14 protein-coding genes are annotated in these 14,979 nt (G+C 40.9%); 9 read left to right on the top strand and 5 right to left on the bottom strand.

Annotated elements, in window-relative coordinates:
- Positions 1 to 128: 128 nt before the first annotated feature.
- The 4 genes from NWE92_01700 to NWE92_01685 form a co-directional block, all read right to left on the bottom strand.
- Positions 129 to 632 (bottom strand): hypothetical protein, encoded by a 504-nt coding sequence (locus tag NWE92_01700; GenBank protein MCW4028346.1) that lies wholly within the window; start codon positions 630 to 632, stop codon positions 129 to 131.
- The gene (locus tag NWE92_01695; protein MCW4028345.1) at positions 622 to 999 is read right to left on the bottom strand and encodes a hypothetical protein; all 378 of its coding nucleotides are present in this window, start codon (positions 997 to 999) and stop codon (positions 622 to 624) included. Before NWE92_01695 ends, NWE92_01700 begins: the two co-directional genes overlap by 11 nt.
- A gap of 22 nt (positions 1,000 to 1,021) precedes the next feature.
- Positions 1,022 to 1,954 (bottom strand): AAA family ATPase, encoded by a 933-nt coding sequence (locus NWE92_01690; protein ID MCW4028344.1) that lies wholly within the window; start codon positions 1,952 to 1,954, stop codon positions 1,022 to 1,024.
- A 146-nt stretch (positions 1,955 to 2,100) separates the two neighbouring features.
- Positions 2,101 to 3,027 (bottom strand): DUF4268 domain-containing protein, encoded by a 927-nt coding sequence (locus NWE92_01685; GenBank protein MCW4028343.1) that lies wholly within the window; start codon positions 3,025 to 3,027, stop codon positions 2,101 to 2,103.
- Between the two features lie 229 nt (positions 3,028 to 3,256).
- Here NWE92_01685 and NWE92_01680 point away from each other — a divergent pair, with 229 nt between their 5' ends.
- From NWE92_01680 to NWE92_01655, 6 genes are all read left to right on the top strand, one after another.
- Entirely contained in the window at positions 3,257 to 5,947 is a 2,691-nt protein-coding gene (locus tag NWE92_01680; GenBank protein MCW4028342.1) for a DEAD/DEAH box helicase family protein, read from the top strand.
- Complete coding sequence (locus NWE92_01675) at positions 5,944 to 7,338, top strand: type I restriction-modification system subunit M (protein MCW4028341.1); 1,395 nt, start codon at positions 5,944 to 5,946, stop codon at positions 7,336 to 7,338. Before NWE92_01680 ends, NWE92_01675 begins: the two co-directional genes overlap by 4 nt.
- A gap of 12 nt (positions 7,339 to 7,350) precedes the next feature.
- Positions 7,351 to 9,006 (top strand): restriction endonuclease subunit S, encoded by a 1,656-nt coding sequence (locus NWE92_01670; protein MCW4028340.1) that lies wholly within the window; start codon positions 7,351 to 7,353, stop codon positions 9,004 to 9,006.
- On the top strand, positions 9,003 to 10,544 hold the full coding sequence (locus tag NWE92_01665; GenBank protein MCW4028339.1) for an AAA family ATPase: 1,542 nt from the start codon (positions 9,003 to 9,005) through the stop codon (positions 10,542 to 10,544). The genes NWE92_01670 and NWE92_01665 overlap by 4 nt, the downstream gene beginning before the upstream one ends.
- Entirely contained in the window at positions 10,541 to 11,371 is an 831-nt protein-coding gene (locus NWE92_01660; GenBank protein MCW4028338.1) for a hypothetical protein, read from the top strand. Before NWE92_01665 ends, NWE92_01660 begins: the two co-directional genes overlap by 4 nt.
- A 125-nt stretch (positions 11,372 to 11,496) precedes the next feature.
- A complete protein-coding gene (locus tag NWE92_01655; protein ID MCW4028337.1) occupies positions 11,497 to 12,033 on the top strand; it encodes a hypothetical protein in 537 nt (178 codons plus the stop codon).
- Positions 12,034 to 12,179: 146 nt separating this feature from the next.
- Here the strand turns inward: NWE92_01655 and NWE92_01650 are convergent, their stop codons facing one another.
- Positions 12,180 to 13,664: a B12-binding domain-containing radical SAM protein gene (locus NWE92_01650; GenBank protein MCW4028336.1), complete on the bottom strand. Its 1,485-nt coding sequence runs from the start codon at positions 13,662 to 13,664 to the stop codon at positions 12,180 to 12,182.
- 267 nt (positions 13,665 to 13,931) lie between these two features.
- Between NWE92_01650 and NWE92_01645 the strand changes: the two genes are divergently transcribed.
- The 3 genes from NWE92_01645 to NWE92_01635 all read left to right on the top strand — a co-directional run bounded on the left by NWE92_01645 (position 13,932) and on the right by NWE92_01635 (position 14,953).
- Positions 13,932 to 14,216, top strand: a complete 285-nt coding sequence (locus NWE92_01645) for a general stress protein B (GenBank protein ID MCW4028335.1) — start codon at positions 13,932 to 13,934, stop codon at positions 14,214 to 14,216.
- 84 nt (positions 14,217 to 14,300) lie between these two features.
- A complete protein-coding gene (locus tag NWE92_01640) occupies positions 14,301 to 14,489 on the top strand; it encodes an Em GEA1 (EM1) (protein MCW4028334.1) in 189 nt (62 codons plus the stop codon).
- A 212-nt stretch (positions 14,490 to 14,701) separates the two neighbouring features.
- Positions 14,702 to 14,953 (top strand): hypothetical protein, encoded by a 252-nt coding sequence (locus tag NWE92_01635; protein MCW4028333.1) that lies wholly within the window; start codon positions 14,702 to 14,704, stop codon positions 14,951 to 14,953.
- Positions 14,954 to 14,979: the final 26 nt, after the last annotated feature.

Raw genomic sequence — 14,979 nt, 5'->3', positions numbered from 1 at the left:
TCAACGTTAAAAGAAAGTATAGGAATTGTGTGTGAGAGCGACTTTTTTACATTTTAATAATTACCAAATTTATCAAAATTTTAGCTTGATGAGTCGAACCTCAAAATGAGATCTCACAGTGTCTACTCCTATCGAGAAAAGGCGAACGGGTCGCGAATAAAATTACTAGAGCCACAGTACTGGCATATGCTGTTATAGTACCAATTAGCTTTGCGACAATTTGTTTCTGCACAAAACTTAATCTGTTCAACATTAGTTGGAACATCTATTCCTAAATATTTTTTTGAGAAATTAAATTCACTTGAGGCGATCAAAGCATCCAATTCTGGATTTCTGGCCGGAAGACCTATTAAAATTCCTTCAAGTTTTTTATTCTTACGCTGTTTCTTTTCCTCATTCATATATTGAAATGCCTGATCCAGCATTGCAGAATCAATATACCCTTTCTTAACTTCAACCATGATTACCTCTTGGTCGTCAGAGAATACAAAGTCAGATCTTTTTCTATTGGGATAAATCTTTTCATGAGTTACCTGCATCGAAGCATATTTCAACCCCAGGAAGTAAGGATAGGCCGAAATTATATCGTGAACATCGTACTCTCTCCTCGGTTTCACGATTTTACCTGCCAAGTTCTCCGAGGTGTTGCCTTTTGCTGTAAGTTTCAATTATATGGTCGATAAGAGTTTCTCTCGTTTTCACTTTTGATACTTTACGCATTTCCAAAAAGCCCTTGACTGCAAGTTTTATGGATTTTATATCTGGGTATTTTTGTATATCACTAAATTCTCTTCGAATTTCATCCTCAGTCATATTCGAGAAGCTTCTCCAGATCGGTATACTCTCACATTTTGAATCTTTGAAAGTTTCGGATAGATCGGTTTCCAGCTTCTCAATTAATGAACAGACTGTGCCAAAGTTTTTCTCATTAACATTGCTTGCGATTAGGGACGTAATTTCTGATAACTTTCTGAATAATGTCCTTTCTTTTTTATCCATGCTCAAGGCTATGCCTCCAATATTATTTAGCCCACGGAAATCTCACGTGAACTTTTCGGATAACATCATCGACGAATCTGTCCATCCGTTCGATGTATGTTTTAATGGGTGGATAAGACTTCTTATGGTAAATTGTTGGAGTAAATTCGTCTATTGATCTTGCCACTTCTACTGTATCGTTGAAATATGGTTCGAAAACTTCAGCTTGGGCAAATATATTGTGATTTTTTATCGCAGGATCATTTTTTAACCCCTTTAATCTTCTTTCTAGCGTGACCCGTTTTGAACGGTCGAGCGTGGCACCCTCTTTTATTCTTGTTATAATAACGCCCAACAGTTCGAGGTCATCATCTGAGTGATGACCAATATCGCACCAATCATCATCAATCTGTTGACATAGAATCTGAAGACCTGATTCCGCAAAGTAGTCTGGATATACCGGGATTATGAAGTAATTTGAGAAAATTAATGCGTTCTGAGTAGTTCTGTATATATTTGGTGGACAGTCAAAAACAATGAATTTGTAGTTGTTTTGGACATTTTCAAGCTGAAACTTTAAAATCTCGTCAGTTGCAATCCCTTTCGCACTCAACTCTTGTTCTAGTTTAATTGCGCGGTATGTGTTTGGGAGCAAGTCGAGATTTGGCGTCAGAGAAAGACCCGAATTGTTTTGGGCAACGGCGCTAACAACAGCATCTGCGAATCTGAATTTGGTTGTTTTTTGAGCTCTATCAAGAAATAGTTGATTAACTGTTTTTGTTGGCTCGCTTTGTATTCTCTGCGTGCCTCTTTTTTCCCCAAGCAACCATTGAGTACTGTTAGATTGTGGATCAAGGTCCACGAGAAGAGTGCTGTAACCTCTTTTAGCGAGTGTTGCAGCGAAGTTTACAGCGGTTGTGGTCTTTGCGACTCCTCCCTTGAAATTAATAAAGGATATTTTTGCAGCTTTTGGCATAGGTGTCGCCTTAGTTTATTATTCAGCCTTTGCAGTGATAAGCTTTATCATGAAGTAGCTTCTTTAGAAAATCAGAATACATTTCACGCAATTCTGAAATGACAAAACATTCGCCCTTTCAATACAGCAATTGGTTTTCCAATTGATTACTTTAGGTGAGGCGATATAGCTTTTTCCAACCTCACCATTTCTTCGACAAGTTTCTCAATTATTTTAGGCCATTCCTCTTTATCTCTAAGCCCTTTGTCGATGACACTTTTTGTGATATAAGACGCTTTCTTGTTATCTAGTCGGTTCCAAGCTAGTTGTTCGCCAAAGTCTTTCTCTATTAGGTCTTTCACACTAGAAAGGCCGTCAAAAATTGCCTTGTTCCTATTCTGATCAGATCCTTCAATTGCAAGTTGAACTCTGGCGCCATCTTTCAAGATTAGATATTGATAAACAACTCCACTAATTCCAGCGCCCGCCGAAATCCAATGATCTTTGCTCGCTGAGATATTTGAGAATAATTGTGTTTTTTTGTTGCTTTCTGGAAGAAGTTGGGTCCAGAATTGGCGCCGCTTCACATGTCTTTCTGCAAGTTCTTCCACAGTTTCGCCCGCTTCTTTGATTTGGCTACTTGGTTCTGAGACTATTGAAAAGTGAGGACCAACGTCTTGAGAGTCGCCAACTTGAAAAGCTTCCAATCTTACCAAATAAAAGGAAATGTCTGCAGCAGAACTTTTGTTTAACCAGTCAATCGCTTCCATGTGCTCTGGCTGTGGATTCTCGCAAATCCAGATGGCTGTTTTGGCATTTAAGTTTACCAAATACGTAAGGATTTTTCCTAAGTGATCATGATCGCTCTTTCCAAACTGGTTTTCGATAACCACTAAGTCGCCATCAGTGCCTTCAGCTAAAAGGTCAGCCTCAAAAGCTTTCCCAACTGATGCTTCTCTTTCACCTGGAGACAATTCCATTCCCATAGCTTCGCTTAGAACATCAAGATTTTTCTGGAGCCAAGGAGTGAAGTCTTTTTCCTCATTTTTCCAAACCACCCGAAGCGGTACACGCTTAAGTCTACTTATTGTCATCTCGGAAACACCAATCTTGGTTTGGTGCTCAGAAGTTTTAAGTCTTGCTAGACTTTTGATTCACTCTAAAAGGAAGGGGGTTTCCTGCTTTCTGAGGCAATAAAAGTGCTGAATAATACTCCAAATTTCTTCTCGATTTCAGCAAGAAGAACCCTCTAAAGGGTATGGTTCGCAAAAAGCTTATCCGCTTACCTTGCTCCTATGGTTAGCTATAGGCAGGTGTGATTTAGTGCCCAGTGAAGCTGAAACCCGAAGAACGTATATTGAAAAAGCTTTGAGTCTTGCAGGCTGGACACCTATTGTCAATTACAAAGACGGATGCATTTATGAAAAAGCCGCCGTTCGTGAGTATAAGACAGAAAACGGGCCAGCAGATTATGTCCTCTTTGACCAGGGAATTGCTGTTGCAGTTGTAGAATCAAAGAAACTTGAGTTAGGTCCTCAGAATGTCTTGATTCAAGCGCAAAGATACTCTCGTGGATATAGAGGAAGAGACTTTGATTTTGGTGGTTTTCATGTTCCTTTTATTTATTCTACCAATGGGAAACTTTTTTGGTTCCAAGATTTAAGAGATATTCGTAGTAGGTCGCGCCAGGTTGCAGCTTTTCATACGCCGTCAGCATTAGCAGAACTCCTTGAGGGGGATAAATCAAAACCTGAGGAGTGGCTAAGAAACACGTTGGTTGATAATCCTTCACTGCGCAAGTATCAAAAAGAAGCAATTGAGAGCATTGAACGTGCATTGTTATCTAATAAGCGCAGGATGCTTGTTGCGATGGCTACAGGCACGGGCAAGACACGGGTTGCTTCAGCTTTAGTCTATAGACTCATGAAATCAGGTTATGCCAAGCGAATTCTATTTCTTGTTGATCGAAAAGCGCTGGCTGCACAAGCCGTAAAAGAGTTTTCAACCTTCGAGCCTGAAAAAGGCTTAAAGTTTGATAAGACCTACGAAGTATATAGCCAGAGGTTTAGGCTTGAAGATTTAGACGAAGAAGTAAAGTTTGATCCTAAACTGCTTCCTACGAAGTATTTGACTGAACCAAACACTGATCTTGCTTTTATTTATGTTTGCACGATTCAGAGGATGCGAATCAATCTCTTTGGCAAAGAAGGTATGTTCGGTATACCTGGAAGAGATATTGATGAAGAGACAGATGCAGAAAAGATTGAGAATATTCCTATTCATGCATTCGACTGTGTAATTGCTGATGAATGCCACAGAGGTTATACTTCAGTTGAAGAAAGTAGATGGCGCGAGGTTATTGATCACTTTGATGCAGTTAAAATTGGGTTAACTGCTACGCCGGCTGCGCATACCAAAGCCTATTTCTTAGATATAGTCTATCGTTATGATTACGAGAGAGCGGTTAAAGAGGGTTTCTTGGTTGATTATGACATCGTCAAAGTTCATTCAGATATTACTATGAAAGGTTTGTTTTTGAAGCCGGGTGAAGAAGTAGGTTTGAAGGATACGGCAACCGGTGAAACACGGTATGAGTTTTTAGAGGATGAACGCAAATACGAAACCGCGGACTTGGAGGACAAAGTCACTGCGCCTGACAGGAATAGAAAAATTATTAAAGAATTTGCTAAGTATTCTCTGAAGCAACAGGAGGAGTTCGGGCATTTTCCGAAGTCTTTGTTTTTTGCAGTGAATGATTTACCTCAGACTAGTCATGCTGATGAGCTAGTCAATATGTTACGTGATGAGTTTGGGAAAGGGGATGTTTTTGTCCAAAAGATTACAGGCAGTCCGACAGTAGATCGTCCATTGCAATGGATTCGAAAGTTCCGCAATCGCCCTGAACCTGCAATTGTTGTCACTGTTGATTTGTTAACTACAGGAATTGATGTACCAAGGATTGAGAATTTGATTTTTCTAAGACCAGTAAAATCCCGTATTTTGTTTGAGCAAATGCTTGGGCGGGGAACACGTAAGTGCGACGAGATAAACAAGACACATTTTACTGTGTTTGATTGTTTTGATGGAACATTGCTTGATTATTTTAAAAACTCGACAGGATTTACGGCTGAGCCACCAGATAGGCCATCAAGGTCATTTAGAGAGATAATTGAATCCATTTATGCTAACAATGATCGTACTTACAATACAAGTGTTTTGACCAAGCGTTTGCAACGAATGGACAAGAGTATTTCGTCAGAAGGACGTGAACAATTTGCTTTATTGCTAAGTACTCTAACACAAGCAGATTTCTTGGTTAATAACACCCTTAGTTCATTTGCATCTTCATTGGCTAGCAACCTCGATGAAAATTGGGATGAGACCATTAAGCTTTTGAGAAATCCACTTTTCACCAAATTCTGTGAGAATTACCCAAAAGCCCCCCAGACCTTCGTCATAGCTTCTGATTCAGAGGATCAAGTTTCTAGTGAAACATTATTCAGGACAGTCGATGGACGTGATTTGAAGCCCGAAGACTACTTAATAGCATTTGAGAGGTTCGTAAAGGAAAACCCTGATCACGTAAACGCGATTAATATCCTCTTGACAAAACCAAAAGAATTTAATACTTTTGAATTGCGTGAACTTAAATCCAAGTTAGCATCAACCCCTGAGAGATTTACTGAGCCCAATCTTCATCGTGCATATCATCGAGAGTTAGCTGATATCATTAGTATGGTTCGACATGCAGCCTTAAACGAGCCTTTGTTGGATGCAGCTGAACGTGTTGACAAAGCTTTCTTGCGTTTCCGCGAAGGCAAATCATTCACAAAGGAACAAGAGGAATGGTTGAACTTGATAAGAGATCATTTAGTTCAGAATCTTCTAGTGGATGAAGACGATTTTCGAATCATTCCTTTCAGTAGACATGGCGGTTGGAATAGAGCCAATAGAGCGTTTAACGGAAAACTAAAAGAAATACTTGCGCAAATTAATGTGAGGATGACTTCATGAGCGACGTTGATGCTAGACTTTGGGGTTTCTGTCATACACTCAGACATGACGGAATAAATTATGGAGATTACATTGAACAACTGACATATTTGTTGTTCCTCAAAATTGCTGATGAGAAAGGTGTGGCTGTTCCAAAAGAGTGTAGTTGGTCAGCTTTAAAAGCAAAATCAGGAACAGAACTATTAGACAACTACATAGAAGCCCTGCGCACTTTAGGCAAGCAGCAAGGTATATTGGGCGATATTTTTGGAGGGGCTCTCAACAAGTTCAGAGAACCAGTAAATCTCAAGAAACTAATAAGCCTGATTGATGAGACTCAATGGTCCGATCTTGATATTGATCTGAAAGCCAAAGTCTATGAAGGACTATTACAGAAATACGCAGCAGAACAAAAAGGCGCTGGACAATACTTCACACCTAGAGAAGCCATTCGCTGTGTTGTGCGATGCATAAAGCCCGACATTCGAGAAAAGCCTGATTTTATTATTCACGACCCTGCTTGCGGCACGGCTGGGTTTCTAATTGGAGCTTATGAATGGATGATGAAACAGACAAATGAAGGGGCAGATTTGAGCCGTGACGATCGAGAACGGCTTCAAAAAAACACTTTTTCCGGTGTCGAAATAGTGCAAGATACTCGAAGATTGGCTTTGATGAATCTCTATTTGCACGAAATCGAGGCAGACATATATTACGATGATGCATTAGCCGACGGCGCATATGCACACAAACGTTATGATTGTATAATGACAAATCCGCCTTTTGGTACGAAAGGAGCAGGAGAAGCGCCTATTCGAGAAGATTTTACCGTAAAGACCTCGAACAAGCAACTGAATTTTGTGCAACATCTTATGACAATTCTCAAACTTGGAGGAAGAGCTGCAATTGTTTTACCTGATAATGTTTTGTTCGAAGAGCATGCTGGAAGAGAAATAAGAAAACTATTGATGACAGACTGCAATTTACACACGATATTGAGATTACCGATTGGAACTTTCACACCGTACTCAAATGGAGTAAAAGCTAACATACTTTTTTTCAAAAAAGGTTTTCAAACAGAAACTGTTTGGGTTTACGATCTCAGGACAAATATTGAAAAAATCACCAAAAGTCATCCATTGAGCGATAACTATTTTGAAGATTTTGAAATGTGTTACAACAGAAACCCCCGCGTTGAAACTACTCGGTTTAAGCAATTTGGAAAAGAAATTATTGAAAAAAGAGACTTCAATCTTGACTTGTTCTGGATAAATGCTAATTCCAAGGAGGATTCCGAATCTATTCAGGATCCTGAAGTTCTGGTCAGCGACGCAATTACAGCATTAGAGAGTGCTTTATTCTCTCTCAACGAACTCGCAACAAAACTTTACGAGTCAGACACAAAGACCTGAGGCTACATTGGAATGACTTTGCGCATAACGCTACAGGATTTGTTCGCGTCCCCTTCAAATCCCCTTATTCAGATCCATAGTTCTTGGGAACGCGTTCCTTTAAGCAGTGTTGCAGAGATTTTGAATGGATTTGCTTTTGAGTCGTCAAATTTTTCGGAAACAACTGGTTTTCCTTTGCTCCGAATACGTGACATATACAACGACAAAACCGAATGTTTCTTTCAAGGACCTTATGATCAAAAATATGTAATAAAAAAAGGCGACCTTCTTGTTGGAATGGACGGCGATTTCAATTGCGCTCGTTGGACGGGACCAGATGCCCTTCTTAATCAAAGAGTATGCAAAATATCTGTCAAATCACAATTCTACGACGACAAATTCTTGGAGTTGGTCTTGCCCGGATATCTAAATGAAATTAATAAAAATACTTCTTCAGTCACTGTCAAGCACATATCCTCAAAAACTATAGGTTCAATTCCGCTTCCTCTTCCTCCGCTTAATGAACAAAAGAGGATCTCTTCTCACATAATGATGTTGCTTGCTGAGAGCAAGACTAGTAGAGAATATTTGAACAATGTTTTGTCTCTGCTTCAAAAATTTCGCCAAGCGGTTCTTTCTAAGGCATTCAGGGGCGAGTACACAAAAGGCGAATCGGATGAAGCTTCAGCGCAGACCATCCTAAAACAAATTAGAAAAGAACGAGACGAAAAAAAACATATACAATCAAAGGAAAGTGGTACCCCAGAGATGCCCAAACTGCCAAAAAAATGGTTATGGACCACAATCGGAGATATATTTGATGTTTCATCGGGAGGCACACCCAGAAGAAACAGGCCAGAATACTGGAACGGTAACATACCGTGGGTATCCTCGGGAGAAGTGGCATTTAAGGATATAACTGAAACAAATGAATGCATAACAAAGGAGGGTCTCGACAATAGTAGCGCTAAGCTCTATCCACCCGGAACAGTATTGCTTGCATTATATGGTGAAGGCAAAACTAGAGGGCAGGCAGCGATTCTTCGTATTTCAGCAACAACTAATCAGGCTATAGCTTGCATACAAAGTTCAAAAACAAATATGCTTCCTGAATACCTGTACTGGTGGCTTTATTTTAGATATATTGAAACAAGAAGGTTAGGGGTTGGCGCTAATCAGCCAAATATGTATTTGCATGACGTAAGGAGTATGATTTTCCCGCTTGCTCCGATTTCTGAGCAAAAAAGTACAATCTCCAGAATTTGCGAACTTTTTGCTTTTGCAAACGAAATTGAAACATTGGTTAAGAAAGGAAAGAGCAAAAATGATTGTATTGATGAAACGATTCTAGCCAAAGCTTTTGTAGGTAAGCTTATACCTCAGAACCGGGACGATGAGCCCGCTTCAATTCTTCTAAAACGAATTGAAGCTGAGGCCGCAAAAACAAGAATTTACACAAGACAACAATCCAAAGAAAGACCTCAATCTAAGCGCCTCAAAGAAAGCGAAAAAACCAAAACATTGGAGGCGATTCTAAAAGAAATAGGCCCAGCCACAATAGAACGAACATATGAAGCTTCAGGATTGAGCATGGAAGATTTTTGGGACAAGCTCAAGGCCGAAACAGATGCAGGTCGGATCAAAAAATCAAGAAACGGAAACCTAACATATTTGAAGGCAGATAAATGAGACTAGACAAACTTTTTATTGGGAATTTCAAAAATTTATTAAACGCGGAAATTAATTTCGACGAGAAAAGTCTCACTACAGTTTTAATAGGACGAAACGCAAGCGCAAAGTCAAATCTTTTGGAAGCAATAGTGTCAATATTTCGGCACTTGGACCTCAACGAAGACCCTCCGTTCAAATATAAGTTAAGTTACTTGTGTAGAGGTAGGCATATCGAGATCGACGCAGACCCCCAAAAGAACAAGATGATTCAAATTTTGGTAGATGGGAGCCCGATTTCTTTTTCGGTTTTTAGTAAATCACCCGACCGAAGGTATTTACCTAACAACGTTTTCGGATATTATTCCGGAAAAAGTAGACGACTTGAACACTATTTTGACAAACATCAGGAAAAATTCTACAGACAATTGTTGGAAGGACAAAAAACTCCTCTAAGACCGTTATTTTTTGCTAGAATGGTTCATAGCCAATATGTTTTGTTAGCCTTCTTTTCTTTTGAAGAGGCAGAATCACTCAATTTTCTAAGAGAATATTTCGGCATTGTTGGTTTTGAGAATGCCACATTTGTCTTAAAGCAGCCTAGATGGTTTCAGAAAAAAGCTAAAGGTGATCTTTTTTGGGGTGCACGTGGTGTTGTTCGAGGATTTTTAGAAAACTTATACTCTTTGGAAACCGCAGCGCCCATAAGAAGAACTGAAAGAGTTACTCTGCCAATGGGCAGAGCAAAGACTGAAGAAAGACTCTATCTGCGCATTGAAGATTTGAACTCACTCCATAAGCTTGCATCTAAATACGATAATAACGTGGAGTTCTTCAAAACGTTAGAGAGCACTTACATATCTGACCTCATACATGAACTGAAAATTAGGGTTAAAAAAGAAGGTGTACCTGGCAGTTTGGAATTCGCGGAGTTAAGCGAAGGAGAACAACAACTGCTGACCGTCCTTGGGCTTCTTAGATTTACAAAAGAAGATGAATCACTTTTCTTGCTTGATGAACCAGACACTCACCTTAACCCTAATTGGAAGCTTGAATACGTGGATTTGCTTCAAAGAATAGTTGGAAAGAACGAGACAAGCCACGTTCTTGTAGTGACACATGACCCTCTTCTTGTTGGAGGATTGAAAAAAGAACAAGTTCAAATTTTTAGGTTACAAGAACCAGAAAAACGAGTAGTTATCTTGCCACCAGAAAAGGATCCAATAGGCATGGGTGTTGCAGGATTGTTAACCAGTGAACTTTTCGGTCTGCCAACAACTTTGGATTTAGAAACACAGCGTAAATTGGAAAGGAAGAAAGAGCTCGCAGTCAAAAAAGAATTAACTTTAGAGGAAAGCCAAGAATTGGAGAAGCTTGATGAAGAGCTTAGAAGTATGGGCTTTTTGGATACCTTTAGAGACCCACTATATAGTCAATTCATTAAGGCGATTGCAGAATATGAACAATTCGAAAAACCTGCAATGAATAGGGAAGAGAAAGAAGAACAAGCAAAACTTGCAAAAGAAATAGTTGAAAAATTGAAGAAGGGCAAAAGTTGATTCACATAGATAACGCAAGGTTAGATATCCCAAATAGTTGGAAAGAAGAAGCACTACTGCTGACCAATCTATTAAGGACCCTACCAGAGGATCAGAGAGCAGCTTTCATAAACGGGAACTCACGCATTTGGGGAAGATTAAAGTCAAAGCTAGAAGAGCTTTCATATTTCAAATGTTGGTATTGCGAGACAAAAAACACTCGTTCGGATTTTCATGTAGATCATCATAGACCCAAAAATAGAGTTAAGAATGAAGACGGTGATGAAGTATCGAATGGATACTGGTGGCTTGCTTTTGACATAGCTAATTTCCGTCTTGCATGTAGTTATTGTAATAGCCTGCACACAGGTTCGGATGGAATCGTTCGAGGAAAATCAGATAAATTTCCACTACTATTTGAAGCAAACAGAGCTTCCTCACCCGAGTCAAATCTTAACGACGAAATACCTTTATTGCTTGACCCAACAAATCCAGCAGACCGACTTGTGCTATGGTTCATGGACGACGGCACAGCATCCCCTAGGTATTCAGAAGCCGAAGGCATACTACATCGGAGGGCGCGGGTTACTATTGAGATTTTAAACCTGAACGATGTTAAGATAGTTGAAGAAAGGAGAAAGCTTTGGAGTGCTTGTACCCGACTGATAGAGCGAGGCAATAGGGCTTTTTGCCAATACAAAAACGGATCACCCACAGGCAAAATGGAATTCGAAATAATAATTCAAGAAATACTAGAACTGGTACAGCCCCAAGCCGAATTCTCTGCCACTGCTAGATCTTGTCTTCGAGGCAGCTCTTACCAATGGGCTAGAGAACTAGCTCAGTAAACCATCAAAGAACTTGATAGAGCAAGTATTCTTTTGGCAATTAAACGAAATCGAAATTTTTGTCCTTGATTTCTTATGATGCGACAACTCTTAATTACTCACAACTGTACATTTGTTTGAATACAATGGTCAAGGTAACAATAGTTAATGTGGTTGCTACAGCTTCGGTAGGCAAAGCGCTTGACTTCAATGAGCTTGGAAAATTCAAAGAAATCATTTATAACTCCAATACCTATCGTGGTCAAGTTGCTTATTTTAAGACAAAAAAGATGGCGGGCAAGGTTTCCATGTTTCGCACAGGGAAATTGATTTCAGTGGGAACAAAATCCGAGCCCCAGGCTTTCAAGGAGTTAGAAATGGCTAAAACTTTCTTGGCCCGTAAAAACCTAATAGAAAACGTTGAGCTAATTAAAACAACGCAGAATATCGTTGTTCTTGCTGATTTTCAAACAACTTTAAATTTGGAACGGCTTTGTGAAGGTGAGAAAACTATTTATGAACCAGAACAATTTCCAGGAGCAATCCTGAGATTAGAAACGCCAAACAAATCAAGCATTCTCATCTTTGCTTCAGGAAAAACCATTATTACAGGATTGAAGGAGTCAAATCAAATAGAACAGGTAATTCAGAAGTTGCAAGGTCTGATTGAGCTCAACCAATAATAATTATTGTATTCTTCCTATCCTTATTGTTGAATCTCTTCCTAAATTTTGTCCTGCTCTAAAGTTCCAATTTTACCACAATTTTTTCACGCCTAAGCAAGGATTCGCTTAAACTATTAAACGCATCCCAGCGGGCCCGCCACAGCTTATTTTGAAGCCAAATTTTTGATGTAGCGCAAAATGAGTTGCGGCTGCTCAAAAGCGGACCTTAGCGTCTTGCTGGGATTCTTGATTAAATTGATTAAATGGATTTTTTTATACTGAGCCATCGCGTTGGCCGCCAAGTCTTTAACTTCTTGAGGCGTAAACTCGTCTGTAGTAATCAGAGGTAAACCCCGAGTCTGGCGAGCCTGAGCGAAACTGTTCCAAGACAAATCAGCCGCAATGTACCCCTTAGCCTTGCATTCGTCATATAAGCGTGTACCATAGCTAGGCGTCGCCGCAAACAGATGCATACCCACATCATACTTCCGCTTGAGGTCCAATGCAAAATCTATGGTACGCTGCATGTTCTCTTTGGTTTCCCCGGGGAACCCAATGATGTAGAAGGCGCCTGTTTTTAAGCCGATTTCTTTGGCGTTTTTGGCGAATTCGACCACGCGGTTAAGGTCGAGGCTTTTGCAGACTACATTGTCGAGGATTTGTTGGTCGCCTGATTCGACACCGACAAAGACGCTTTTGCAACCTGACCGCTTCATTTTCTTGAGCAATTCCATGTTTAGGCGGTCCGCCCGGACGCCGTTAGGGGTCTCCCAGCCAATTTTGATTTTTCGCGCGACTATGCCGTCGCAGATTGACTCGAAGCGGTCAAGGTCCAAAGTAAGGTTGTCATCTTCAAAAAAAATGTTCTTCACATCATACTTATCGACGACAAATTGGATATGCTCTAACACATAATTAGCGGAGTGCGCCCGAAACGCCTGCCCCATGTGCAAATGCACAGCACAGAAACAGCAATTAAAAGGGCAACCGCGGCTGGTAACCATGGAGATAGCGCGGTTTTGGAAGCTTCGATAACCGATCTTTTTGTCACCCAAATATTGCTCCATATCCACTAAGTCGTAGGCTGGGTAGGGCAGTTCGTCGAGGTTTTGGAGGAAAGGCCGACGCGGATTAACCGTAACAACGCCGTTTTGCCGGTACGCGATGCCTAAGATATCTCCGAGGTCTTTTTTGCCTTCATGCGCTTGAGCGATTTCTAGAAGGGCATATTCGCCTTCGCCCATAACGGCTATGTCAACGTTTTTGGCTTCGGATAAGAATTCTTCGGGAACTAAGGTTACGTGTGGGCCACCTACAACGGTTAGGATGTTGGGGTTGACTTCTTTTGTGAGTGCGCTGACTTTAAGGGCGTTTTCTATTTGGCTTGTGAAGGGTCCAGCGATGCCGACGATGTCTGGTTTACGCTTTTGGATTTCTCGTTTTATTTCTTCAAACGGCAAACCGACGCTCAGGGTTTCGCCTGTTTTTTGGAAGTCTTGAGCAGCCATGAAAGCGTCAAGGATTTCGGGTTGGTAACCGTTTTTTTGAAGCACAGCCGCGAGGTACATTAAACCGAGGGGTAGATTGCCGGCTGGTGGTTCAGAGCCAGGATAGAAGGTTTGCGGCGGGTTTATGAGAAGCACTTTCATGGGTGGTCTCAGTGACTTAGTGTCAAACCAGACATATTTAAATTAGCTTATAACAGGCTTTTCGTGAAGGACCATTGTTGTTAGCTCTTTTTTTGTTTAATAATCGGTGGTTTGGGTTTTTTTATGGCTCAGATGGCATGTTACTGGTGTGCGACAACAACATAGGTTTATGAGCGGTTATTCGGCTCTATTCATGTTTACTTTTCCGTAGTTTAGTAGGAGGTGAAATTTTTGAGTACTCGACCTGAAGAAGCACGTAAGGGTAAAATGACTGTTGCTGAGGCAGGAAGGAAAGGCGGACAAAAAACAGCGTCCACCCATGGAAGAGAATTTTATGAAGAAATCGGACGAAAAGGCGGCGAAAAAGTCTCCGCAGAAAGAGGTCCAGAATTCTATAGCGAAATCGGCAGCAAAGGCGGTTCAGAACGTGCAAAACAGCACGAAGGCTCGCCCGAGGCTCGAGGCAAAACAAGCCTAGAGGAGGCGGGGCACCGCGGAGGACAAAGAGTCCGACGCTTAATCCAAGCAGGTAAAGAACATGAAGGAGCCTAAACCGTCGCTGACAACGTCCAACTATTTTTCCCCAACTTTTGAGTTGATTTTTTATTTTTTTGTTTTTAGATGGAGGTGATTTTTTTGGAGGAAAAGAAAGGCAAAATGACTGTAGAGGAAGCAGGCCGCAGAGGCGGCTTAAAAACCGCTGAAACCCATGGCGAAGAATTCTACAGTGAAATAGGACGAAAAGGCGGTAGGATAGGCGGACCGAAAGGAGGTCAAAGGGTACGTAAGCTTATCCAAGAAGGAAAGGAACATGAAAGCGCGTAAAAAGGCTGTTTAATCAGCTACGTTCCTCAAGGATGCATGTTTATTTTTTGTTCTTTTTATTTTTAGTTGTTCTCTTCTAGGTAAGCTCTGCGTCTAAAAACAGGTTGTTTGCTCTGTTGCTGTCTATGGACAGCCACATACGTTTATGTGGAATGTTTCAGGCTAGGATTTTGATAAAATAGCGACCGTTCAATTTTTCGGAGGTGAACTGTTTGAGTGAAGAGAAGAAGAAAGGAAAGATGACCGTAGAGGAAGCGGGTCGCATGGGTGGAGAAAAAACCGCTCAAACCCATGGTCCTGAGTTCTACAGCGAAATCGGCAGCAAAGGCGGGTCGCAACGGGCAAAGCAACACGAGGGCACAGCGGAGGCAAAAGGCAAAACCAGTCTTGAAGAAGCTGGGCACCGCGGAGGACAAAGAGTAAGGAAGCTGATCGAGGAAGGAAAAGAGTATGAAGGAGAATGAAGTGTCCGGGCATTCCGAGTTAAGTG

Source organism: Candidatus Bathyarchaeota archaeon (assembly GCA_026014745.1).
GTDB lineage: Archaea > Thermoproteota > Bathyarchaeia > Bathyarchaeales > Bathycorpusculaceae > Bathycorpusculum.
This window is presented reverse-complemented; position numbering and strand designations above follow the sequence as displayed.